This is a genomic window from Actinomadura graeca, from assembly GCF_019175365.1.
Classification (GTDB): domain Bacteria; phylum Actinomycetota; class Actinomycetes; order Streptosporangiales; family Streptosporangiaceae; genus Spirillospora; species Spirillospora graeca.
The window spans coordinates 1969893-1993455 of sequence record NZ_CP059572.1 but is presented as its reverse complement, the minus strand read 5'-3'; the positions used below and the strand labels follow the sequence as shown (position 1 = coordinate 1993455).

Here is a 23563-nt window from a genome sequence, read left to right as displayed (position 1 = left end):
CATCATGCAGGGAGGAACATCATGCAGCCTGGACGCTGCCCGAGGTGACGGAGGGGGGCCGGTGACGGGACGGGTCGGCGCGCGCGGCCTGCTGCGCCGCGTGCTGGACGGCGGCGAATGGACCTCCTGGGACACCGCCCCGGCGGCCGTCGCCGAACCGGGTTCCGCCTACGAGGGCGACCTCGCCGCCGCGCGGGGGCGCAGCGGCTGCGACGAGGCCGTCCTCACCGGTGCCGGGCGGCTGCGCGGCCGCCGGGTGGCGTTCGTCGTGTCGGAGTTCCGGTTCCTGGCGGGCTCGATCGGCCTCGCCACCGCCGACCGGATCGTCGCCGCCGTCGCGCGCGCCACCGCCGAGGGCCTGCCGCTGCTGGCCGCCCCCGCCTCGGGCGGGACGCGGATGCAGGAGGGCACGGCGGCGTTCGTCCAGATGGCGCGCGTCACCGCCGCGGTGACGGCGCACCGCGCGGCCGGGCTGCCCTACCTGGTCTACCTGCGCCATCCGACGACCGGCGGGGTCTACGCGTCCTGGGGGTCGCTCGGGCACGTGACCGCGGCGGAGCCGGGCGCGCTCATCGGCTTCCTCGGCCCCCGCGTCTACGAGGGGCTGCGCGGCGAGCCGTTCCCGGCGGGGGTCCAGGTCGCCGAGAACCTCGCCGCCAAGGGCCTGCTGGACGCCGTGGTCGGCCTCGACGACCTCGCCTCCGTGGCCTCGGACGCCCTGGACGTCCTGTGCGCGGGGCCGTCGCGCTCTCCGCGTTCCGGACGGGCGCCGGGCCCACCCGCGACCCTGGCGGCGTCCCCGCCCGCGTCGGCGCCTTCTCCGGGCGGCACGGCATCGTCGGGCGGCACGGCGTGGGACTCGATCGAGCGGTCGCGCCGTCCCGGCCGCCCCGGCGCCCGGGACCTGCTGCGCCTCGGTGCGACCGCCGTCACCCCGCTGTCCGGGACGGGGGAGGGCGAGGCCGATCCCGGCCTGCTCCTGGCCCTCGCCCGCTTCGGCGGCGCGCCCTGCGTCATCGTCGCGCAGGACCGGCTGAGCCAGCGCGGCGGCCATCCCCTCGGGCCCGCCGGGCTCCGCGTCGCCCGGCGCGGCATGCGGCTGGCGGCCGAGGTGGGCCTGCCGCTCGTGACGGTCGTGGACACGCCGGGCGCGGCGCTGTCGGCCGAGGCGGAGGAGGGCGGGCTGGCCGGTGAGATCGCCCGGTGCCTGGCCGACCTGATCACCCTGCCCGCGCCGACGCTGTGCCTGCTGCTCGGCGAGGGGACGGGCGGCGCCGCGCTGGCCCTCCTCCCGGCCGACCGCGTCCTCGTGGCCCGGCACGGCTGGCTGGCCCCGCTCCCGCCCGAGGGCGCGTCCCTGATCGTCCACCGGACGCCGGACAGGGCGCCGGAGGTGGCCGCCGCCCAGGGCGTCCGGTCCGCCGACCTCCTGCGCGGCGGCCTGGCCGACGCGCTGGTCGACGAGCTCCCGGACGCGGCCGACGAGCCCGGGGCGTTCTGCCGCCGTGCCGCCGCCGCGATCGGGAGCGAGCTGGGCGGCCTGCGGGCGGGTGACGCCCGCCACGCCCGCTACCGGGCCCTTTCCCGTTGACCATATTTCGTTTGGGTACGTACGATCTTTGGTGACGAGCCCCCCGAGGAGGAACCCTGTGCGCGCCCTGCTCATCAAGCACGACCACCTGACGTTCGCCGGCCCCGTGGGCGAGCGCTTGACCGAGCTGGGCTGGGACCTGGACGAACGCCTCGTCGTGAGCGCCGAGGACCACCACGCGCCGGGCGTGCAGTTCGACTTCCCCGACCCGCTCGATTACGGGCTGATCGTCCCGATGGGATCGCCGTGGTCGGTGAACGACCCCGGTGTCGCGTCCTGGGTGACCCCCGAGCTGGCCATGCTCGGCAAGGCCCATGCCGCCGGGGTCCCGGTCCTCGGCGTCTGCTTCGGCGGCCAGGCCCTCGCCGCCGCGCTGGGCGGCGCCGTCGAGCGCGCGCCGCGTCCCGAGCTGGGCTGGGTGGACGTCGAGACCGACGACCCCTCCCTGGTCGCCCCCGGCCCCTGGTTCCAGTTCCACTACGACCGCTGGCGCCTGCCGCCCGGCGCCGTCGAGATCGCCCGGACCGCCGTCGGCTCCCAGGCGTTCGTCATCGGCCGCTCGATGGGACTCCAGTTCCACCCGGAGATCACGCCGTTCGAGCTCGAATGCTGGCTCGGGCACGGCGGCGACGCCCACATGCGCGCCGCGGGCGTGGACCCGGACGCCGTCCTGGAGGAGGTCCGCCGGACCGAGGCCGACTCGGCCCGCCGCACCCGTGCCCTGGTGGACGCCTTCCTCACCCGGGTCGCGGCCGGCGACCGCTGACCGTGCGCCTCTAGCCGTACTGGGCCTGGGACTGGGACTGGGAGGCCGGCCGCGCGTCCGGCTGGGGCGCGGTCACCTCGTGGCCGTGGCCGTCGATCTGGCGGCGGGGGTCCCGGTGGGGAACGCGGCGGGGCTCCCGGCGGGGCGCCCGACGGTGCCGGCCGCCGCGGGGGGCCAGCGCGGCGAGGGCCGCGAGGCCGAGCCCGCACAGGATCGCGCCGAGGACGAAGGCCGCGATCTTGAAGAACCTGCATCGCCCGAATGTGTCCGCCATGTCGTTAGCTGTCCCGTCTTTGGGGTTTCCAACGCCTTTCTTGTATTACATACTGTCAGAGATCGGCTACGCCACGCATCGTGGCGAACCCTTACAGTCGGTGACCGCCCCCGGCGGAGGCGCGGACCAACGCGTGGAAAAGGGACTGCTGCGAGCGGTCCGTCGCGGCGGTGTCCTCCGGATGCCACTGCACGGCCAGGAACCAGCCGCGGGGATCGGCGAGTTCGGCGGCCTCCACCGTCCCGTCCCCGGCGTGGGCGGTGGGCGTCAGCCCCGGGGCCAGCGTCGCCGTCGACTGGTGGTGGTAGCAGGAGGCCATGGTCTCCTCGCTGTCGAGGATCTTGGCGAGCAGGCTGCCGGGGGTCACGGTCACCGGGTGGACCTTGTGCCGGTGGTCGCGTTCCATGTGCTGGTTGAGCGCGCCGCCCAGCACCGCGTTCACCACCTGGAACCCGCGGCAGACCGCGAGCGTGGGCAGGCCCGTCTCCAGGACGTGGGAGGCGAGGGCGAGGTCGAAGGCGTCCTGCTCCTCGTCCACGTCGTAGAGGGCCTCGTGCTCGGACGTCGCGCCGTAGTGGCGGGGGTGCAGGTCGCCGCCGCCCGGCAGCAGGACGCCGTCGCACCGTTCCAGCCGGGACGGGTCGAACGGCGCGGCCGGGTGCATGACGAACGGCTCGCCGCCCGCCCGGTAGACGGCCTCCACCAGGGCGCGCGCCGCCACCTCCGCCGCGTACCGCAGCGCGGACGCGCTCGCGGAGAAGCGGGCGGGGATCGCGATCAGGGGCCTCACAGTTCGATCCAGGTCGTCTTCAGATCGGTGTACTTGTCCAGGGCGTGCAGGGACTTGTCGCGCCCGTGGCCGGACTGCTTCACGCCGCCGAACGGGACGCTCATGTCGCCCTCCTCGTAGCAGTTGACCCAGACCGTCCCCGCCTTCAGCGCGCGGGAGACGCGGTGCGCGGTGGACAGGTCGGAGGTCCAGACGGCGGCGGCGAGGCCGTAGTCGGTATCGTTGGCGAGCGCGACCGCCTCGCCCGGGTCGTCGAACTCCAGGACGGCCAGGACCGGCCCGAAGATCTCCTCGCGGGCGACCCGCATCCCCGGCTCGACCTGGTCGAAGACCGTGGGGGCGATGAACGGGCCGTCCGCGCGGGCCCCGGCGCGCAGCCGGGCGCCGGAGGTGCGGGCCGCCTCGATGTGCTCCATCACCCGGGCGTGGTGGGTGGCGGAGACGAGCGGCCCCATCTCGGTGGCCGGGTCCAGCGGGTCGCCCACCCGCAGCGACTCGGCCCGCGCCACGATCCGGTCCAGGACGCGGCCCGCGACCGAGCGGTGGACGAGCAGCCGCGACGGCGCCGTGCACATCTCGCCCGCGTTGAAGAAGATGCCCCAGGCGGCGGTGTCGGCGGCGGCGTCCAGGTCCGGCGCGTCCGGCAGGATGATGTTGGGGGACTTGCCGCCCAGCTCCAGCCACACCCGCTTGAGGTTGGAGGAGGCGGCGTAGCGCAGGAAGTGCCGGCCGACCTCGGTGGAGCCGGTGAACGCCAGCACGTCCACGTCCGGGTGCTCGCCCAGCGCGCGCCCGGCCACCTCGCCCGGCCCGTTGACGACGTTGAACACGCCCGGCGGGAGGCCCGCCTCGGCGGACAGGGCGGCCAGGTGCAGCGCCGACAGCGGCGACTCCTCGGCGGGCTTCAGCACGACCGTGCAGCCGGTCGCGAGCGCCGGGGCGATCTTCCAGGCCGCCATCGTCAGCGGGAAGTTCCACGGGACGACCGCCGCGACGACGCCGACCGGCTCGCGGGTCACCAGCGCGAGGGACGAGGCGGACCCGCGGGGCGCCTCGTCCAGCTGCTTGTCGGCGGCCTCGGCGTACCAGCGCAGGCAGTTGATCAGCGCGCGCAGCTCGATCCCGTAGGAGTCGGTGATCGGCTTGCCCATCTCCAGGCTGACCAGCAGCGCGAGGGTCTCGCGGTCGCGCTCGACGAGGTCGGCCCAGCGCAGCAGGGCCGCCTTGCGCTCGGCGGGCGCCAGCCGGGGCCAGGGGCCGGTGTCGAAGGCGCGGCGCGCGGCGGTGACGGCGGCGTCCACCTCGGCCGTCCCGGCGGACGGGACGTGCGCGATCGTCCGCCCGTCGCGGGGCGCGACGACCGGGCTCGTCACGGGCCCGTCCAGGAACGCGCCGTAGACGTGGTGGCCGGTGTGCGGGGCGAGCCCGTCGGCACGGGCACGCCACTCTTCGTACGGGACGTCGGTCACCGACCCTCCTCCAATGTCGTTTGAACCCGAACATTAGCCGGGACGGCTTGACCGCCGCCATCCCGCTTCCTAGATTATTTGGGACCAAACAAACTGGAGGTGCACACCGATGGCAACAGTCGCGGGCGTCGCCGTCGAAACCGGGCACTGGATCGGCGGTGAGCGCGTGGCGTCGGCCGGCGGCTCCGCGTCCGCGCCCCAGCCGACGTTCACCGATGTCTCCCCGATCGACGAGCGGCCCCTCGCCGAGATCGCCCGGGGCGGGGCGCGGGACGCCGAGGCCGCGGTGGAGGCCGCGCGCCGGGCCTTCCCCGCCTGGGCCCGGACCGGCCGGGAGGAGCGCGCCCGGCTCCTGCACGCGATAGCGGACGGCGTGGAGAAGCGGATCGAGGAGCTGGCGCAGGTCGAGACCGCCGACAACGGCGCGCTGATCCGCTCGCACCGCCGCGGCGTCATGCCGCGCGTCGCGCACAACTTCCGCTTCTTCGCCGACTGGCTGCTCAAGCTCGGCCACCAGGACTTCGAGACGCGCGGCCACACCAACCACGTCAGCTGGGACCCGGCGGGCGTCTGCGCGCTGATCACCCCGTGGAACGCCCCGCTGATGCTGGCCACCTGGAAGATCGCGCCCGCGCTCGCGGCCGGGAACACGGTCGTCCTCAAGCCGGCCGAGTGGACGCCGCTGACGGCCTCCCTCCTCGCCGGCATCACGGCCGAGGCCGGGCTGCCGGACGGGGTCTTCAACGTCGTCCAGGGCTACGGGGCGGAGGTCGGCGGCCCGCTGACCGCGCATCCCGACGTCAAGCGGATCAGCTTCACCGGGTCGGTGCCCACGGCCCGGATCATCGCCGCGTCCGCCGCGCCGAACCTGACGCCGCTGTCGCTGGAGCTCGGCGGCAAGTCGCCGCTGATCGTCTTCGCCGACGCCGACCTCGACCTCGCGGTCGACCTGGCGGTGGAGCAGTACGACAACGCCGGGCAGGTCTGCCTCGCCGCGACCCGGCTGCTGGTCGAGTCGTCCATCGCCGACGAGTTCACCCGGCGGTTCGTCGAGAAGGCCGGCCGCATCAAGCAGGGCGACCCCCGCGAGGAGACGACCGACATCGGCCCGCAGATCCACCGGCGGCACCTGGAGCGCGTGGACGGCTTCGTCCAGCGGGCCAAGGCCGCGGGGGCGCGCGCGCTGATCGGCGGCGGCCCGAACGACGAACTGGGCGGCCTGTACTACCGTCCGACCCTCTTCACCGACGCGCCGGAGAACGCCGAGATCCTCACCGAGGAGGTCTTCGGCCCCGTCCTGACGCTCCAGACGTTCGACACCGAGGACCAGGCCGTCGCCATGGCGAACGGCACCCGCTTCGGCCTGGCGGCCACCCTCGCCACCGGCGACCCAGAGCGCGCGCGGCGCGTGACCGGGCAGCTCGTGGCCGGGACCGTCTGGGTCAACTGCTTCTTCGTCCGCGACCTCCAGGCACCCTTCGGCGGGGCCCGCCAGTCCGGGGTCGGCCGGGAGGGCGGCGACTGGAGCTTCGACTTCTACTGCGACCTGAAGAACACGGTGACGGCGCCATGGGCGAGGTAGTAGGCGCGGGGCTCCTCGCGCACGTTCCCACGATCGTGCTCCCCGAGGTGACGCGGCGCGAGCTGAACCACGGCAAGGACACCACCCTCGTCCCGGGCCTCCAGAAGCTCCGCAAGGACGTCTTCGAAAGCGACGACTACGACACCGTGGTCCTCCTGGACTCCCACTGGGCGACCACGGTCGAGTTCGTCACCACGGCCCACGACCGCCGCGCCGGGCTCTACACGTCCGAGGAACTGCCGCGCGGCATGTCCCGCATGCCGTACGACATCCCCGGTGACCCGGAGCTGGCCCGCGCGGTCGCCGACTACGCCGGCAAGCACGGGACGTACATCACCCCGATCGACGACCCGTACCTGCCGATCTACTACGCGACCGTCAACCTGTGGACGCATCTCGGCGTGCGCGACAACCCCTACCTCGGCGACCCGGGCAAGCGGTGGATCTCGATCGGCGTGTGCCAGACCGCCGACACCGAGGACTTCCTGCGCCTCGGACGCGCCCTGGGCGACGCGATCGCGGCCACGGACCGCCGCGTCCTGCTGATCGCCTCCGGGGCCCTGTCGCACACGTTCTGGCCACTGCGCGTGATCCGCGACCACGAGGCGGCCGGGCCCGAGCACATCTTCTCCCCGCAGGCGCGGGCCGCGGACGAGGAGCGCATACGCTGGCTGCAGGCCGGTGACCACGCCCGGGTCCTGGACACCATGCCGGAGTTCCTGACCTTCAAGCCGGAGGCCCGCTTCGGCCACTACCTCATGATGATCGGCGCCCTCGGGGAGCGTGCCTGCACGGCCCCCGGCCGCCTGTACAGCGAGTACGAGAACTCCGTCGGAACCGGCCAGGTGCACATCTGGTTCGACCGCCCCGAGAACGGATGGACCAGCTAAGTGACGATCGAGTACCGGCGCATCCTCCTGGAGGGCGCCGCCACGCAGGTGATCCGTGACGGTGACGAGCTGGTCGCCGCGGACGGCCGGCGCGTGCGCGCGGAGGACGCCGTCCACCTGCCGCCGTGCGAGCCGTCCAAGGTGGTGGCGGTGCACCTCAACCACCGCAGCCGGGTGGAGGAGTTCCAGACCTCGCTCCCGCCCGCGCCCACCTTCTTCCACAAGCCGATCTCGGCGCTGAACGCGCACGGCGGCGCGGTCGTCCGGCCCGAGCGGTGCAAGTACCTCAACTACGAGGGCGAGATCGCGATCGTCATCGGGCGGACGGCGCGCAACGTCTCGCCGAAGGAGGCGGGCGACTACATCGCGGGCTACACGGTCGCCAACGACTACGGCCTGCACGACTTCCGCGACACCGACGCCGGCTCGATGCTGCGCGTCAAGGGCTCCGACACGCTGTGCCCGCTCGGCCCCGGCCTCGTCACCGGCTGGGACTTCCGCGGCAAGTATCTGCGCACCTACGTCAACGGCGAGCTGGTGCAGGACGGCAGCACCGACGAGATGGAGTGGGACATGCACTACCTCGTCGCCGACATCGCCCGCACGATCACCCTCTACCCGGGGGACGTGCTGCTGTCGGGGACGCCCGCCAACTCCCGGCCCGTCCAGCCCGGCGACGTCGTCGAGGTCGAGGCCGAGGGCCTCGGGCGGCTCCGCAACCACATCGTCGCCGGGCCGGTCCCGGTCCGCGACGACTGCGGCGCGCAGCCGACCGAGTCCGAGGAGGTCATCTCCACGACCTTCGGCGGCGACTGGGAGTTCCGGGGCATCCGGGCGCCGCGCCGCTAGGGCGACCGGAACGGGACCGGCCGGGCCGCATCCGCGGCCCGGCCGGTTTCGCGTCGCCCCCGGTGGGGGCGGTGCCTGTTCGGGGAGTGCCCCGCTCAGGAGAGGAGGGCGTCGGTCCGCTTGATGACCTCGCGGCAGAACGCGCCGACGCCGTCCGGGTCGTCGGTGAACTGCGACGGCTTGATGCAGAACGTCGTGAACCCCTGCGCGATCTTGCCGGGGACGCCCTCCAGCGCGGGGGCGAGCGGCGACACCGAATGGTCGTCGGGGAAGACCGGGCGGCAGCCCCCGATGCGCTCCAGCTCGGCGATGTCGCGTCCGGCCGCCGCCATGCCCGCGGCGAGCCGCTCCAGGTCCTCCGGCGTCGGGTGGCCGAGCGGGTGGAACCCATGGCCGTACTTGACGAGGCGGTCCAGGAGCCGGTCGTGCATGTGCTGCCCGCCGAACCACATGCGGGGCCCGTCGGGGCGGTAGGCGCGCGGCTCGAAGTAGACGTCCTCGAAGGAGAAGTGCTCGCCGCTGTAGGAGACGGGCGACCCGCGCCAGAGCAGGTCCCAGATCTCCAGCTGCTCGTCGAGGATCCTGCCCCGCTTGCCGAAGGGGACGTTCAGCGCGGCGTACTCGTCCCGGCTCCAGCTCACGGTCGGCTGGACGACGAGGCGCCCCTCCGACAGCAGGTCGAGCGTGCCGATGTCGCGGGCCAGCGCGAGGGGGTGCTTGAGCGGGGCCAGCACGGCCGCCGCCGCGAGCCGGATCCGGGTGGTGACCGAGGCGATGGCGCTGAGGAGCATCAGCGAGCCCGGCCAGGGGGTGAAGGGGTCCTGGTTGCCGGGGAGCGCGTACTCGCGCGGGTTGCCCATCACGCCGTCCGCGCCCGCGTCGGGGCCGAGGACGACGTGCTCGCTGACCATGACGGCGTCGAACCCGGCGTCCTCGGCCTCCCGCGCCCAGCGGACGAGGGTGGGCAGATCGCGGCCGGTGGTCATCGTCCAGTTCTCGCTCAGCACGAGTACGAAGCGTGGCGTCATCGGGCTATCGTACGGGCCCAAACGATTCACCCACAAGGGCCGTGCGCGGCGTGCGGACCCGGCGGGCGAGGCTCAGCCGCGGGGGCGGCGGCCGGAGCGGCGCGGCGGCGGCGGGGACGCGGCCCGCAGCGCCGCGCGCCGGGCGTCGCCTTCCTCCTCCAGGTGCTCGACGACCGACCGGAGGGTCTGCGCCAGGGCCCGGTTCCCGTCCTCGTCCAGCCGCTCGACCACGAACGCCTCCTCGGCGTTGAAGGCCGGGAACAGCCCGCACATCAGCTCGTGGCCTTTGTCGGTCAGCCGCAGCAGGACGAGCCGCCCGTCGGTCGCGTGCGAGCCCCGCTCGATGAGGCCCCGCCCCTCCAGCGTCTTCACGACGCCGGTCAGCGTCCCCTTGGAGATGCCCGCCTCCTCGGCGACGTGGCGCGTCTCCATCTCGTCCCAGATCCACACCACCCAGAGCACGACGAAGGAGGTCCAGGTCAGGTCGGCGCCGCGCAGCACCGAGCTCTCGAAATGCTGCCGGATCGCCGCGGCGGCCCGGTAGATGTTGGAGACCGCCATCATCGCGTCGTGGCGCAGCGGCACGTCACCGAGCCGCCGCTGGATGGCCTGCTCGGTCTCTTGCAGTGTGTGATGCCCGGTCACGTACGTCCTCCCCGCGGGCCCGGTGCGGACGTCTTCCGCGGGCCGAGTGCGAATCTACCGTTGTCAGTTGTCGTTTGAGCCCGTACGATCCGAGCGATTCCGCATATCGTGCGGGCCCAAACAATCATGCGGGGGCCCGTACCGGCAATGGAGCCGCGCATGGCGATCGACGAAGTCGAGTCCCCCTCCTCCCCGGAAACCGGGCGACGGCGCATCGGCGTCCCCGAGATCGTGTTCTTCGTCGTCGCCGCGTCGGCGCCGCTCACCGTCGCCGCCGGCGGCCTGCCGACCTCCTTCGCCGTCACCGGCGTGGTCGGCATCCCGCTGCTGTACGTCGTCCTCGCCGTCCTGCTCACCGTCTTCACCGGCGGGTACGCCGCGATGAGCCGGTCGATCGCCAACGCCGGCGCCTTCTACGCCTACATCACCCACGGGCTCGGGCGCGTCGCCGGGGTCGGCGCCGCGTTCGTCGCCCTCATCTCCTACAACACCATGCAGACCGGCCTCTACGGGCTGTTCGGCTTCACCACGGCCGATCTGCTGAAGTCCAAGCTGAGCCTTGACCTGCCCTGGTGGGCGGTCGCGCTGGCCGGGGTCGCGGTGGTCGCGGTCCTCGGCTTCCGCCGCATCGACCTGAACGCGCGCGTCCTCGGCGTCCTCCTCGCGATCGAGTTCCTGACCGTCCTGGTCTTCGACCTCGCGCAGGTGGCCGACGCCCCGTCCGGGGTGTCCCTCGGCCCGCTCGGCTTGGACGCGGCGAGCTCGGGCGCGGTCGGCGCGGCGTTCTGCTTCGCGATGGCCAGCTTCATGGGCTTCGAGGCCGCCGCCCTCTACAGCGAGGAGTGCCGCGACCCCCGCCGGACGGTCAGCCGCGCCACCTACATCGCGGTCGCCGTCATCGGCGTGTTCTACGCCTTCACCGCCTGGGCGATGACCGTCGGCACCGGCTCGTCCCAGATCATCGCGCGGTCGCAGAAGGACGGCCCCGGGCTCGTGTTCGCCCTCGCCGAGGAGCACGTCGGCAAGATCTTCGCGGACCTGGCCCAGATCTTCCTCGTCACCAGCGTCTTCGCGGCGCTGCTGTCGTTCCACAACGCCGTGGCGCGGTACTTCTTCTCGCTGGGCCGCGAGGGCGTCCTCCCGTCCCCGCTGAGCCGCACCCACGCCCGGCACGGGTCCCCGCACGTGGGGTCGGTGACCCAGACCGCCCTGGCCGCGGCCGTGGTGGTCGTGTTCGCCGTGTCCGGCAAGGACCCCGTCCTCACCCTCTTCAACTGGTTCACGAACCTGGGCGCCCTCGGGGTGATCCTCCTGCTGGCCCTCACCTCGGCCGCCGTCGTCGCGTACTTCGCGCGCGACCACCGGGGCGAGAACCCGTGGAACCGCCTCGTCGCCCCCGCGATCGCCGCCATCGGCCTCGGCGCCGTGTTCGTCGTCAGCCTGCTCAACTTCGACGCCCTCCTCGGCGCCGAGAAGGGCTCGTCGCTCACCTGGGTCCTGCCCGGGCTGATCTTCCTGGCCGCGGCCGGGGGCGTGGCCTTCGCGGCGTACCTCCGCACGGCCCGCCCGGCGGTCTACACCCGGATCGGCGGCCACTCGGGGGCGAGCACCGACCACACCTCGGTGGTCTGCCGCACGCCCCGGAACGGATAGTTCTCCCGCAGGACGCCGTCGCGGGTCATGCCGAGCCGCCGGGCCACGTTGATGCTCGCCGTGTTCTCCGACGACACCTGCCACTCCACCCGGTGGATCCCGCGCTCCCGGACCGCCCAGTCGATGATCACAGCGGCGGCGCGGGTGGCCAGGCCGCGCCCGGTGGCGTCCGGCTCCAGCCAGCAGCCCGCCTCGCAGGTCCCCGCGCCGGCGTCGAAGACCCGGAACAGCACGCCGCCCACGAGGACCCCGTCGAGCCAGATGCCGTAGAGACGGCCGGAGTCGGCGGCGGCCTTGTCGGCGTAGGAGCGGAGCCAGTCCCGCGCGGACTCCAGGTCGGCGGCGACGTCGGGGAGCCCCACGTGCGCGCCGATGTACGCGCGCCCGCGGTCGATGTGGGCGAGGAACTCCTCGGCCTGCCAGGGTTCCAGGGGCCGCAGCTCGGCTCCGTCGCCGAGGGGAATCGCGAACATCTCGTCCTCCACCGGGGGTCGCACGTGATCTTCGGATCCTCGCACGGCGCCGTCCGCGGACCGGAGGCGGCGGCGCGCCGCGCCGGATACCGTGGGTCTCGTGACGGAACCCGGCCTCACCTGGCGGCGCGTGACCGAGGCGGACTTCGGGCTGCTGCGCGAGTGGCTGGCCCGGCCGCACGTCGCGCGGTGGTGGAACCACGAGACCTCGCCCGAGGCCGTGATGCGCGACTTCGGCCCCGCGGCCCGGGGCGAGGAGCCCTCCGAGGACCTCCTGGCGCTCCTGGACGGCGCGCCGGTCGGCCTGCTCCAGTGCTGCCTGCTCGCCGACTACCCGGAGTACGTCGCCGAGCTGGCGCCGCTCGTCGACGTCCCGGCCGGGGCCATGTCCATCGACTACCTGGTGGGCGACCCGGACCGCATCGGACGGGGCCTCGGCACGCGGATGATCGCCTCGGTCCTGGACCGGATCTGGGCCGTCCATCCGTCCGCGACCTGCGTCATCGTTCCCGTCGCGGCGGCGAACCGCCGGTCCTGGCGCGCCCTGGAGAAGGCGGGCCTGCGCAGGATCGCCGAGGGCGAGATGGAGCCTGACAACCCTGTCGACGGCCCTGCCCATTTCCTGTACCGCGCCGACCGCCCATCGGCGCCCCGCGCCGTGCCGGGGACCGGGGCATAGGACGGCCCTCCCGCCGCCGGCTCCGCATCGCTTCCGAGCGCGGCGGCGGACCGTCCGCACCGCCCGGAGACGGTGTGACAACGCCCGCCTCCGCCCTTGCATGGTCCCCGATCCGCGGCAGATGATCCCCTCTCGCGGAGGACCAATCCCCGGGTCCTCCACCCATCGGTCCAAGGAGGACGGATACAGATGAGGTCATGCGCACTAGCCGCCGCCGCCGTCACTGCCACTGCCACCGTGCTGGCATGGGGGAGCGGCGCCGCGGGGGCGGCGACGCCGCCGCCGGCGCCGGCCGTGCTCGCCGACCACACCTTCGACTATGAGAGCGGCACCGAGGGGTGGACCGCCAAAAAGGACGGCAGGCTCCGGGACGGCGACGTGACCTGGTCGTCGGACGTGGCCAAGAGCGGGGCGCACAGCCTCGACTTCTGGCTGGACGGGCGCCGCGGCGACGGCACGCTGTGGGTGGAGCGCGCGTTCCCCGTGCCGCAGGGGCAGCCCGGCATCACCGTCGAGCTGTCGGTCTGGGAGTGGAACGGCGGCACCGGAGAGGCGGCCGGCTGGCCGGTCGTCGCGCACGCGGACCGGGCCGCGCCGGCCGTGGAGGAGGACTTCGTGGAACTGGGCCGCACCGACTTCGACGGATGGCGGCAGTACACCTACAGCACGACCATCGACGTCCACGACGTCGGGACCTTCTACGTCGCCTTCGGGCTTTCGGCGGACAAGGAGAGCCCGCGAGCCCACTACTTCGACCTGGCGAGCGTGACCGTCACCTGATCGCCGGCTGATCACCGGCCGAGCGTCCGGGCAGAGCGGCGCCCGCCAGGGCAGAGGCGGGCGCCGTTCCACGGGCCGGAGCGCGTGCCGCTAGGCCAGGCGGCGGCCGCCGTTCCAGACGACGCCCACCTGGCGGTAGTACGCGCCGATGGGCTCGACGATCTCCAGGCGGGACAGCTCCTCCGTGGGGGAGTCGAAGAGGCGGAGCTCGGCCTCGCCCGTCCAGGCGGGCCCGGCCTCGAAGCCGGCCGCGCCGGACTCGATCAGCTCGTCCAGCGCCGGCGCCCCGCCCGGCTCGATGGACGGCAGGAAGCGGTGGTGCGCCATGGGATGACCGTTGACGAAGCCGTTCGTCTCGGACGGGGCGCGGAGGGTCACCACGGCCTCGGCCAGGCGGCGGTCGGCGGCGGCCAGGGTCGCGCCGAAGCGGCCGCCTTCGGCGATGCGGGGGGCACCGCGCCCGTACGGGTGCGGGCGGGTCTGGTGGATCGAGCCGAGCTTCTTCGGGTAGCCCTGGTGCAGGCCGCGGGCGATGGCGAAGTCCTTGTCCACCCAGATATAGACGCAGCGGGAGTACGTCCGCCCCTCGAAGGAGCAGCGGACGACGACGAAGCACTCCTTGTACTGGGCCCGTACGGGGTCGAGCAGCTCTTCGGCCGACTCCGAGCACGACTGCCAGTCCGCCCAGATGATCGCGACGGCGCCCGGATCGTCCGGGGCGGGGGACAGGGGGGCGGGCAGCAGCTCGGCCACGCGCGCGGGGTCGGTGCGGTACTCGACGGTGAGCAGGTCGCCCGAGTAGTGCCACGGCGGGCTCGGGATCAGCGACGACCGCCCTGTCGCGGTCTTGGGGTGCAGGAAACCTCGGACGGGTGCCACCGCGCTCCTCCTGAAATGTCGTTTGGGTCCGTACGATAGGCGCTGCGATGTGGTTTCGCCACCCGCCCCCCGCCGCCCGTGACCTGCCCTCCCGGGTGGCCGGGCATGTTCGGGCGCTCCCCGGAGTTGTTCCCTGAAGGATGATCGAGCGTGTCCCGGCCGAGTCTTGTCAGGACCCGTCGGCCCACATATGGTTTGAGCCCAAATGAAGTTCGTTCCCGAGGAGAGCCCGCGTGAGCCGACAGGACCCCTCAGTCCAGGACGTGGTGGAGCGGCTGATCGCCGACGGCATCGACATCGTCCGGGTCGGCTACACCGACCTGCTGGGCACCGAGCGCGCGCGTGACGTGCTGGTCGAGCGGCTGCCCTCGGTGATGGAGCACGGGCTGTCCTTCTGCCGGGCGATTTACCACACGACCCCGATGGGCGACACCGTCGAGGTCGCGGGCGGCCTCGACGCGGGACTGCCGGACATCTGCGTCCGCCCCGACCTGTCCACGCTGGCGCCCGTCCCGTGGGAGACCGGCGTCGCGTCCTGCCTCGGCGACGCCTTCGAGCCCGACGGCGCCGAGCCCTGTCCCGAGGCGCCGCGCGAGGTCCTGCGCCGCGCCATCGCCCGGCTGTCCGAGCTCGACCTCGACCCGGTCACCGGGCCCGAGCTGGAGTACTACCTCTGCGAGCCCGACGCGTCCTCGCCCTCCGGCTGGCGCCGCTACGGGGACGCGCCCGGCAACGTCTACACCGCAGGCCGCAAGGGCGACCCCGAGGGCCACCTCCTGCGCACCCTCCGCCACCTGCGCGACCTCCGCCTCGGCGTGACGATGGGCAACCACGAGTTCGGCGGCGGCCAGTTCGAGATCAACCTCGACCACTCCGCCGCCCTCGACGCCGCCGACCGCGCGTTCCGGTTCAAGTCCGCCGTCCAGGAGATCGCCCGGGGGGACGGGCTGCTCGCCACGTTCATGGCCAAGCCGTTCAACGACGAGGGCGGCTCCGGCTTCCACGTCCACCTGTCCTGCCTGGACGGCGACGGCCGCAACGTCTTCCAGGGCGAGGGGCCCGACGGGCTGTCGGAGACCGCGCACCAGGCCATCGCCGGGGTGCTGGAGCACGCGCCCGCCCTCGCCGCGCTGTTCAACCCGACGATCAACTCCTACAAGCGGTTCGGGCCCGACACCCTCGCCCCCTGGCTGATCGACTGGGGGCTGGACAACCGCAGCGCCATGGTCCGCATCCCGCCCGAGCGCGGCGCCGCGTCCCGCCTGGAGGTCCGGCTCGGGGACGCCTCCGCCAACCCCTACCTCGGCATCGCCGGCCTCCTCGCCGCCGTCTACCTCGGGATCCGCGACAAGCTGGCCTGCCCGCCGCCGCTGGAGGGCTACGGCTACGACACCGCGAAGGCGCCCGTCCTGCCCGGCGACCTGCCCACCGCGCTGGACGCGCTCGCCGCCGACACCGCGCTTGTGGAGGTGCTCGGCGAGCCCTTCGTGTCCGCCTTCCTGACCTACAAGCGGGACGAGGTCGCCCGCTTCGGCAGGCACGTCACCGACTGGGAGTTCCGCGAGTACTCCTACCACCTGTGAAGGAGCCCCCGTTGTCCGCCGACACCCTCGCCGTCGACCTGTCCGACCCCGACAACTTCCTCGACGGCGAGACGCCCTGGCGGATGTTCGAGACGCTGCGCCGGAACCGGCCCGTCCACTGGAACCCCGAGTCCGACGGCGGCGCCGGCTTCTGGTCGCTCACCCGGCACGCCGACATCGTGGCCGCCGACCGCGACCAGGCCACCTTCACCTCCGAGAAATTCGTGAACCTGGAGGAGGTGGACGAGCGGCAGGCGGCCATCCGCCGCTCGATGCTGGAGACCGACGGCCCCCGCCACCTGGCGCTCCGCCGCCTCCTGGCCCGCGAGTTCACCCCGCGCTCGGTGGCGGGCTACGCGACGTTCCTGCGCGGCCTCACCGCGCGGACCCTCGACTCGGCGCTCGCCAAAGGCACCTTCGACTTCGTCAAGGAGGTCGCCGCCGACTTCCCGATCAACGTCCTGGCCCGCATGCTGGACGTCCCGGACGACGACACCGGGCGGCTCATCGACTGGGGCAACCGGATCATCGCCAACACCGACCCCGACTACGCCGACGTCCTGCTGCACAGCGCCGAGAGCGAGCGCTACCGCGACCTGCCGTTCCGCAGCCCCGCGTCGCTGGAGGTCTTCGAGTACGGCCGCGAGCTCGCCGCCCGCCGCCGCGGCGGCGCGGGCACCGACCTCGTCAGCCGCCTGGTCAACGAGACGCCGCGGGACGGCGAGGCGCTCACCGAGCGCGACTTCGACAACTACTTCCTGCTGCTGGTCGTCGCGGGCAACGAGACGACCCGGCACGCCATCACCCACAGCATGCGCGCGCTGATCGACCACCCCGGGCAGGCCGCGCGCCTGCGCGACGACCCGGACCTGATGCCCACGGCCGTCGAGGAGTTCCTGCGCTGGGCGTCGCCGGTCTACCACTTCCGGCGCACCGCGACCCGCGACACCGAGGTGGGCGGCACCGCGATCCGCGAGGGCGACAAGGTCGTGCTGTGGTTCGCGTCCGGCAACCGCGACGAGGACGTCTTCACCGACCCGCACCGCTTCGACGTCGCCCGCACCCCGAACGACCACATCACCTTCGGCAAGGGCGGCCCCCACTTCTGCATGGGCGCCGCGCTCGCCCGCCTGGAGATGCGGATCATGTTCGAGGAGCTGCTGCCGCGCCTGGCCGGCATCCGCTACGCGGGCGAGCCGCGCCGCGTCCGCTCCAACTTCGTCAACGGCATCAAAGAGATGCCGGTGACCGTGACCCTCGCCTGAGCTCGGGGCCCGGGGGCGCGGCGGGGCCCGGGACCGGGCCCCGCCGCACTGGGGGTCAGAGGGGCAGGCCCGTGAGGATCAGGACCTTCTCCTCGGTGTAGTCGGCCATGGCCGACCGGAGGCCCTCGCGCCCGACGCCCGAGTCCTTGACGCCGCCGTAGGGCATCTGGTCGGCGCGGTAGGACGGGACGTCGCCGATCACCACGCCGCCCACCTCGAGCTCGCGGTGGGCGCGGAAGGCGATGTCGAGGTCGCGGGTGAACACACCGGCCTGGAGCCCGAACTTGGAGTCGTTGACCAGCGCGAACGCCTCGTCCACCCCGTCGACGGGCTGGACGGTCATGACCGGGCCGAAGATCTCCTCGCGGGACACCTTGGCGTCGGCGGGGACGTCGGCGAGGACGGTGGGGGCGTAGGCCGCGCCCTCGCGGGTGCCGCCCGCCAGGATCCTCGCCCCGGCGGAGACCGCCTCGTCCACCCACGCCTCGACGCGCTCGGCCGCGTCCTCGCTGACGAGCGGGCCGACCTGCGTCTTGTCGTCCCAGGGGTCGCCGGTGACGAGCCCGCCGACTGTGTCGACCAGCTTGGGCAGGAACGCCTCGTACACCGACCGGTCGACGTAGACGCGCTGGACGGCGATGCAGCTCTGCCCGGCCTGGTAGTTGGAGAACAGGCCGATGCGCTGCGCGGCCCAGTCGAGGTCGGCGTCCGGGAGGACGACCGCGGCGCCGTTCCCGCCGAGCTCCAGCGTGACGTGCTTGCGTGGGACCTGGTCGTTGATCGCCCAGCCGACCGGGACGGAGCCGGTGAACGACACGATCGGCAGGCGCGGGTCGTCCACGAGGCCGCCGGCGCGGTCGTTCGGGACGGTCAGGATCGAGAACATCCCGGCGGGCAGGCCGGTCTCGGCGAGTAGCTCCCCGAGCAGCAGGGCCGACAGGGGGGTGGCCGGGGCGGGCTTCAGCACGATGGGCGCGCCGACCGCGATGGCGGGCGCGATCTTGTGCGCGGCCAGGTTGAGCGGGAAGTTGAACGGGGAGATCCCGAGCACCGGGCCCTTCGGCACGCGGGAGATGTAGGCCATCCGCCCCGTGGCGGCCGGGTCGGTGTCGAGCCGCTGCGTGGTGCCGCTGAAGCGGCGGGTCTCCTCCGCGGCGAACCGGAACGTGGAGATCGCGCGGTTCACCTCGCCGCGCGCCCACAGCAGCGGCTTGCCGTTCTCACCGGTGATCAGCCGGGCGACCTCCTCGGCGCGCTCGGCCAGCCGCGCCGACACGTGCGCGAGCGCCTCGGCCCGCACGTGCAGGGGCAGCGCCGCGGCCTCGGCGCGGACCGCGTGGGCCGCGGCGAGCGCCTCCTCCACCTGCCCGGGGGACGGCACCGCGGCGGTCCCGACCACCCGGCCGTCGTAGGGGTGCGTCACGGTCAGCTCGCCGTCACCGGTCTCGGCCCGGCCGGCCAGCCAGAATGGGGTCACGTTCATGCGTTCACGCTATCTCCGGAGGCCGGGGAGGGGAGTCGCCAGGCTGTCCAAACCGGCCGTCCTCATTGGACGTGACGGCCAGCGCGAACCACAGCTCGGCGCGGGCCGCGGGGTCGTCGAGATCGCGGTCGAGCAACTCGGCCGCCTTGCGCATCCGGGTCCGCAGCGTGTGCCGGTGGACGCCCAGCGCCCTGGCCGCCGCCTCGCCCTGGCCGTTCGCGGCGACATAGGCCCGGACGGACTCCAGCAGGCCCTCCGCGCGCAGCGGCGCCAGCAGCCCGTCGGCGAACGCGCGCGCGGGCCCCGGGTCGAGCAGGCCGAGCACCCCCTGGCCGGGCAGGTCGGCGTAGGACTGCACGGCCTCGTCCCGCCGCCGCGCCGCCGCCAGCGCGTCCTCGGCCTCCCGGAGCGCCGTCACCAGCGCCCCGCACCCGGCCGGCTCCCCGTCGCCGGCGGGCACCGGGTCGCTGACGCCGATGGGGCCCGCGAAGGAGAGCAGCGACGTCACGGGCCCGGTCAACCCGTCGGGGACGATGATCGCCGTGTGGCCGGGGAGCGGCAGGGCCAGGCAGCGCTCACCGGCGGGGTCGGAGTCCAGTGCGTCCAGGACGGGTCCCTGCCCGCCCGAGCGCCCCCCGCACGCCAGGACGCGCAGGGCGCCGCGCGGGACGGCGGGGCTCTCCGGCGGCAGGCCGAGGAGCAGCGCGGCGAGCGCGGCGCGCTGGTCACGGCCGCCTCGGGGCGCCTCCGACTGGAGCGTCAGCAGCGCGACGGCCGCCCCCACGATCGTGTGCGCGACGTGGGGCAGCGGCGCGGCCGTGCCCACGGCGAGGAAGCCCCGCGGGCGCCCCCCGAGCCCGATCCGCTGGAGGACGATGTGCTCGCCCGGCACCGACAGGGCGACGCTGGCCAGGGCCGCGCCGTCCGCGGGCCGGGCCTCCGGGCGGCGCCGGAGCCGGGCGACGTCGGCGGCGAGGTCGGCCGCCCGGCCCGCGGCGGAGGCGGGCTCGGCGTGCCGGACCGCTCCGGACGGGTCGAGCAGCAGCACCCAGCCGCCGAGCAGGCGCGCGAGCCGGGAGGCCAGCGCCCCGGGGCCGGCGGTGGCGGCGCGGGTCAGCTCCCGCTGGGCCTGGAAGGCGCGGGTGACGTCCTCGTACCACTCGGCCGCCAGCATCCGGGACACGGCCTTGCCGATGGCGATGAACGGCGTCGGGCGGGGGACCTCCAGCAGGACCAGGTCCCGGTCGTGGGCGGCGGCGACCAGCGCGGGCGGCACCCGCGCGTGGATCACCCCGACCGCGAAGCCGAGGCCGGCGACACCGCGTCCGACCAGGCGGTCGACGTAGCCGGCGGCGTTCGCGGAGGTGAGCCGCATGCCGGTGGTCAGCACCAGCTCGCCGCCCTCAAGGAAGGGCGTCGGGTCCTCCAGCTCGCTGACCGCGACCCACATGACGGGCGTGTCGGGGACCGGCCCGGCGGGCGCCCCTGCGGGCGCCCCCGCGGGCGGCCCGGTGAGCGGTCGGAGCCCGAGCTGCGGGAGTGCGGCCACGGCGGCCAGGGTGGGCGGCATCGCGTTCCTTGTGCAGGATGTCCATTCCGGCGGGCCGATTTCGCCGCGCCGTACTGTTCATCGTAGGCGCCGCCCGGCCTATGTTCGCGCCATGACCAGCCAGGATCCCGGCGGCGCGAGCCGCCTGCCGCAGGAGCGTCGTGTCGTGACGGAGATCCCGGGGCCGCGGTCCCGGGAGTTGCAGGAGCGCCGCCTCGCCGCGGTGCCGCCGGGCGTCGGCAGCGTGCTGCCCGTGTACGTGACCGACGCCGACGGCGGCGTGGTCGTCGACGCGGACGGCAACAGCCTGATCGACTTCGGTTCCGGCATCGCGGTGACCAGCGTGGGCAACGCCAACCCGCGGGTCGCCGCGCGCGTGAAGGCCCAGGCGGACCGGTTCACCCACACGTGCTTCATGGTCGCGCCGTACGAGTCGTACGTCCGGGTGTGCGAGAACCTCAACCGGATCACCCCCGGCGACCACGAGAAGCGGTCGTTCCTCGTCAACAGCGGCGCGGAGGCGGTGGAGAACGCCGTCAAGATCGCGCGGTACGCGACGGGCCGGCAGGCGGTGGTGGTGTTCGACCACGGCTACCACGGCCGGACGCTGCTGACGATGACGCTGACCGCGAAGAGCATGCCGTACAAGCACGGTTTCGGGCCGTACGCGCCCGAGGTGTACCGGATGCCGCTGGCCTACCCCTTCCGGTGGCCGACCGGGCCGGAGAACTGCGGGCCGGAGGCGGCCGCGATGGCCGTCGACCAGATCGGCAAGCAGATCGGCGCGACGAACGTGGCCGCGGTCGTGATCGAGCCGATCCAGGGCGAGGGCGGGTTCATCGAGCCCGCGCCGGGGTTCCTCCCGGCCATCGCGGAGTTCTGCCGCGAGAACGGCATCCTGTTCATCGCCGACGAGGTCCAGACCGGGTTCGCGCGGACGGGCCACCTGTTCGCCTGCGAGCACGAGGGCATCGTGCCCGACATCGTCACCACGGCGAAGGGGATCGCGGGCGGAATGCCGCTGGCGGCCGTTACCGGCCGCGCCGAGATCATGGACGTGGTGCACGGCGGCGGGCTCGGCGGCACCTACGGCGGCAACCCGCTGGCGTGCGAGGCGGCCCTGGCCGTCCTGGAGGAGATCGAGGAGGGCAAGCTCACCGAGCGTGCCCGCGCGATCGGGGAGACCATGCTGCCCCGGCTGCGCGCGCTGGCCGGGCGCCACCGGTCGATCGGCGACGTCCGCGGGCGCGGCGCGATGATCGCGATCGAGCTGGTCAAGGAGGGCACCACGGAGCCCGACCCGATGCTGACCCTGGAGATCGCCCGCCGCTGCCACGCGCGGGGCCTGCTCGTCCTCACCGCCGGGACGTACGGGAACGTGCTGCGGTTCCTGCCGCCGCTGGTGATCCCCGACCATCTCCTCGCCGAGGGGCTGGACGTGATCGAGGAGGCGTTCGCGGGCTGATCCGTGGTGGAACGGGCCACCGGCACCCTTCGGGGGCGCCGGTGGCCTGATGCTGCCTAACCGCCCCGTGAACTGCGTCACTCTGTTATACCTTCGTGATTGACCGTTCATCGTTTGGCCCCATACGTTCGCAATACGTTTGGGCCCAAATCAAGGAGCAGGGGCGCACATGAACAACTCCCCGGACCTGGTGCTACTGGACGGCGAGGTCCTCACGGCCGACGCGCGTTTCTCCGTGGCGCAGGCTGTGGCCATCACCGGCGGGAAGATTACCGCGGTCGGCTCGACCGATGACATACGGGCACTGGCGGACGCGCGCACGCAGGTCGTCGACCTCCGCGGGCGCACGGCGCTTCCCGGCATCAACGACTCGCACCTGCACGGCTGCGCGTTCGGCTTCAACCGCCCGCCGCTCGCCCTGGAACTGGGATACCCGGCGGTGCGCTCGATCGCCGACATCGTGGCCGCCGTGAAGGAGGCGGCGTCCCGGACCCCCGAGGGGCAGTGGATCCGCGGGAACGGCTGGGACCCCGGCTACCTCGCCGAGTGCCTGGACGGCGGGCGGATGCCCGACCGGTCCGACCTCGACGCGGTCGCGCCGTCCCACCCCGTCTACCTCCAGGACTTCAGCGGGCACCTCACCTGGGCCAACTCGCGGGCACTGGAGCTGGCGGGCGTCACCGCCGGCACGGAGACGCCGGAGGGCGGCCGCATCCACGTCGACGGCGCGGGCAACCCCACAGGGCTGCTCGCCGAGAGCGCCCAGGACCTCGTCCAGCGCCACCTGCCGCGCTACACGCGCGAGCAGGTGGAGAAGGCGATCCGCGAGGCCGTCGCCGCCATCCAGCGGGAGGGGATCACCAGCTACACCGAGCCGGGCCTCGGCCCGGGCGGCACGAGCCTGTTCGCGGGCGCGGCGAGCCAGCTGACCCTGGACGTCTACGGCGACCTCGCCCGCTCCGGCGACCTCGGCGCCCGCGTCAGCGTGCTGCTGCTGCTCACCGGGATCGGCGGCTCGGCGGCCGAGATCGCCGAGGGCCTGGCCAACGCCAAGGTCCCCGAGGACGTCGACCCGCGGATCCTCAACGTCATCGGCGTCAAGCTGTTCGCCGACGGCATCCCCCCCAACGAGACCGCGTGGATGCGCGAGGAGTACCCCGGAGGCGACTTCGGCTGCCTGTGCGTGCACGGCGCCGCCGACGCGCTGCGCACCCGCGAGCTCAACGAGATGGTCAGGCTCGCGCACATCGCGGGCCACCAGCTCGGCGTGCACGTCACCGGCGACCGCGCCATCGACGCCGTCGTGGACGCGTTCGAGGCCGCGCAGGCCGAACACCCCCGCGACGACCCCCGTCACTACGTCATCCACGCGGACCTGCTCGGCCCCCAGAGCATGCGCAAGCTCGCGAAGCACGGCTTCGGAGCCAACATGAACCCGGCGATCAAATGGATGATCGCCGACATGCTGGAGGAACAACTCGGACACGAAAGGGCCGCCTACCAGTACCCTGTCCGATCGGCGATCGAGGCCGGGATCCCGGTCACCGCCAGCTCGGACGCGCCCGTCGCCCCACCCAATTGGCGACAGGGCGTGGCCGCGATGCTGCTGCGCGAGTCCAAGGCCAGCGGACGGACGTTCGGTCCCGAGGAGCGGGTCGGACTGCCCGAGGCTGTGCGCGCCTACACCGTGAACGCGGCATGGCAGGACTTCGCCGAGGACTGGAAGGGCACCCTCGAATCCGGTAAGGCAGCCGACGTCACCGTCCTGGACGGGACGCTCACCTCCCTTGACCCCCACGACCTCCCGGACGTCCCCGTCGCGATGACCGTCTTCGACGGCCGGGTCGTCCACAGCACCGAAGGTGTCTGA

At 73.6% G+C, this 23563-nt stretch carries 21 protein-coding genes; 12 read left to right on the top strand and 9 right to left on the bottom strand.

Features of this window, described 5'->3' with window-relative positions; all coding sequences use genetic code 11:
* Nucleotides 1-61: 61 nt before the first annotated feature.
* Nucleotides 62-1591: an acetyl-CoA carboxylase carboxyltransferase subunit alpha/beta gene (locus AGRA3207_RS09145; protein ID WP_231334131.1), complete on the top strand. Its 1530-nt coding sequence runs from the start codon at nucleotides 62-64 to the stop codon at nucleotides 1589-1591.
* A 58-nt stretch (nucleotides 1592-1649) separates the two neighbouring features.
* Entirely contained in the window at nucleotides 1650-2357 is a 708-nt protein-coding gene (locus AGRA3207_RS09140) for a type 1 glutamine amidotransferase (protein WP_231334130.1), read from the top strand.
* A gap of 10 nt (nucleotides 2358-2367) precedes the next feature.
* On the opposite strand, the gene AGRA3207_RS09135 is transcribed toward AGRA3207_RS09140, so the two are convergent.
* The 3 genes from AGRA3207_RS09135 to AGRA3207_RS09125 form a co-directional block, all read right to left on the bottom strand.
* On the bottom strand, nucleotides 2368-2631 hold the full coding sequence (locus AGRA3207_RS09135) for a hypothetical protein (RefSeq protein ID WP_231334129.1): 264 nt from the start codon (nucleotides 2629-2631) through the stop codon (nucleotides 2368-2370).
* A gap of 91 nt (nucleotides 2632-2722) precedes the next feature.
* Nucleotides 2723-3421, bottom strand: coding sequence for a gamma-glutamyl-gamma-aminobutyrate hydrolase family protein (locus AGRA3207_RS09130; RefSeq protein WP_231334128.1), 699 nt, complete (start codon nucleotides 3419-3421; stop codon nucleotides 2723-2725).
* Entirely contained in the window at nucleotides 3418-4890 is a 1473-nt protein-coding gene (locus AGRA3207_RS09125; RefSeq protein WP_231334127.1) for an aldehyde dehydrogenase, read from the bottom strand. Before AGRA3207_RS09125 ends, AGRA3207_RS09130 begins: the two co-directional genes overlap by 4 nt.
* A 109-nt stretch (nucleotides 4891-4999) precedes the next feature.
* On the opposite strand from AGRA3207_RS09125, the gene AGRA3207_RS09120 reads away from it, so the two are divergent.
* From AGRA3207_RS09120 to AGRA3207_RS09110, 3 genes are read left to right on the top strand one after another with little or no spacing between them, the layout of a single operon-like run.
* Nucleotides 5000-6472: an aldehyde dehydrogenase gene (locus tag AGRA3207_RS09120; protein WP_231334126.1), complete on the top strand. Its 1473-nt coding sequence runs from the start codon at nucleotides 5000-5002 to the stop codon at nucleotides 6470-6472.
* Nucleotides 6460-7362 carry a 3,4-dihydroxyphenylacetate 2,3-dioxygenase gene (locus AGRA3207_RS09115; RefSeq protein ID WP_231334125.1) on the top strand — a complete coding sequence of 301 codons (903 nt, stop codon included), beginning with the start codon at nucleotides 6460-6462 and terminating at the stop codon, nucleotides 7360-7362. Before AGRA3207_RS09120 ends, AGRA3207_RS09115 begins: the two co-directional genes overlap by 13 nt.
* Nucleotides 7363-8211 carry a fumarylacetoacetate hydrolase family protein gene (locus tag AGRA3207_RS09110; RefSeq protein ID WP_231334124.1) on the top strand — a complete coding sequence of 283 codons (849 nt, stop codon included), beginning with the start codon at nucleotides 7363-7365 and terminating at the stop codon, nucleotides 8209-8211.
* A 95-nt stretch (nucleotides 8212-8306) separates the two neighbouring features.
* Here the strand turns inward: AGRA3207_RS09110 and AGRA3207_RS09105 are convergent, their stop codons facing one another.
* A complete protein-coding gene (locus AGRA3207_RS09105; RefSeq protein WP_231334123.1) occupies nucleotides 8307-9239 on the bottom strand; it encodes an LLM class flavin-dependent oxidoreductase in 933 nt (310 codons plus the stop codon).
* Nucleotides 9240-9311: 72 nt separating this feature from the next.
* A complete protein-coding gene (locus AGRA3207_RS39780) occupies nucleotides 9312-9884 on the bottom strand; it encodes a MarR family winged helix-turn-helix transcriptional regulator (protein ID WP_273700022.1) in 573 nt (190 codons plus the stop codon).
* A gap of 159 nt (nucleotides 9885-10043) precedes the next feature.
* On the opposite strand from AGRA3207_RS39780, the gene AGRA3207_RS09095 reads away from it, so the two are divergent.
* Complete coding sequence (locus AGRA3207_RS09095) at nucleotides 10044-11537, top strand: APC family permease (RefSeq protein WP_231334122.1); 1494 nt, start codon at nucleotides 10044-10046, stop codon at nucleotides 11535-11537.
* Here AGRA3207_RS09095 and AGRA3207_RS09090 read toward each other — a convergent pair.
* Nucleotides 11459-12010, bottom strand: a complete 552-nt coding sequence (locus tag AGRA3207_RS09090) for a GNAT family N-acetyltransferase (RefSeq protein ID WP_231336267.1) — start codon at nucleotides 12008-12010, stop codon at nucleotides 11459-11461. The two genes, AGRA3207_RS09095 and AGRA3207_RS09090, sit on opposite strands and share 79 nt — an antisense overlap.
* A gap of 100 nt (nucleotides 12011-12110) precedes the next feature.
* Between AGRA3207_RS09090 and AGRA3207_RS09085 the strand changes: the two genes are divergently transcribed.
* Nucleotides 12111-12689 carry a GNAT family N-acetyltransferase gene (locus tag AGRA3207_RS09085; RefSeq protein WP_231334121.1) on the top strand — a complete coding sequence of 193 codons (579 nt, stop codon included), beginning with the start codon at nucleotides 12111-12113 and terminating at the stop codon, nucleotides 12687-12689.
* Nucleotides 12690-12926: 237 nt separating this feature from the next.
* On the top strand, nucleotides 12927-13469 hold the full coding sequence (locus AGRA3207_RS09080; RefSeq protein WP_231334120.1) for a hypothetical protein: 543 nt from the start codon (nucleotides 12927-12929) through the stop codon (nucleotides 13467-13469).
* 90 nt (nucleotides 13470-13559) lie between these two features.
* On the opposite strand, the gene AGRA3207_RS09075 is transcribed toward AGRA3207_RS09080, so the two are convergent.
* A complete protein-coding gene (locus tag AGRA3207_RS09075; protein ID WP_231334119.1) occupies nucleotides 13560-14348 on the bottom strand; it encodes an acetoacetate decarboxylase family protein in 789 nt (262 codons plus the stop codon).
* 233 nt (nucleotides 14349-14581) lie between these two features.
* On the opposite strand from AGRA3207_RS09075, the gene AGRA3207_RS09070 reads away from it, so the two are divergent.
* Complete coding sequence (locus AGRA3207_RS09070) at nucleotides 14582-15931, top strand: glutamine synthetase family protein (RefSeq protein WP_231334118.1); 1350 nt, start codon at nucleotides 14582-14584, stop codon at nucleotides 15929-15931.
* A gap of 11 nt (nucleotides 15932-15942) precedes the next feature.
* A complete protein-coding gene (locus AGRA3207_RS09065; RefSeq protein ID WP_231334117.1) occupies nucleotides 15943-17196 on the top strand; it encodes a cytochrome P450 in 1254 nt (417 codons plus the stop codon).
* 55 nt (nucleotides 17197-17251) lie between these two features.
* On the opposite strand, the gene AGRA3207_RS09060 is transcribed toward AGRA3207_RS09065, so the two are convergent.
* On the bottom strand, nucleotides 17252-18679 hold the full coding sequence (locus tag AGRA3207_RS09060; protein ID WP_231334116.1) for an aldehyde dehydrogenase family protein: 1428 nt from the start codon (nucleotides 18677-18679) through the stop codon (nucleotides 17252-17254).
* Nucleotides 18680-18683: 4 nt separating this feature from the next.
* Complete coding sequence (locus AGRA3207_RS09055; RefSeq protein WP_231334115.1) at nucleotides 18684-20249, bottom strand: PucR family transcriptional regulator; 1566 nt, start codon at nucleotides 20247-20249, stop codon at nucleotides 18684-18686.
* Between the two features lie 91 nt (nucleotides 20250-20340).
* On the opposite strand from AGRA3207_RS09055, the gene gabT reads away from it, so the two are divergent.
* Both gabT and AGRA3207_RS09045 read left to right on the top strand, forming a co-directional pair.
* Nucleotides 20341-21693 (top strand): 4-aminobutyrate--2-oxoglutarate transaminase, encoded by a 1353-nt coding sequence (gene gabT / locus AGRA3207_RS09050; protein WP_231334114.1) that lies wholly within the window; start codon nucleotides 20341-20343, stop codon nucleotides 21691-21693.
* Nucleotides 21694-21862: 169 nt separating this feature from the next.
* A complete protein-coding gene (locus AGRA3207_RS09045; RefSeq protein WP_231334113.1) occupies nucleotides 21863-23563 on the top strand; it encodes an amidohydrolase in 1701 nt (566 codons plus the stop codon).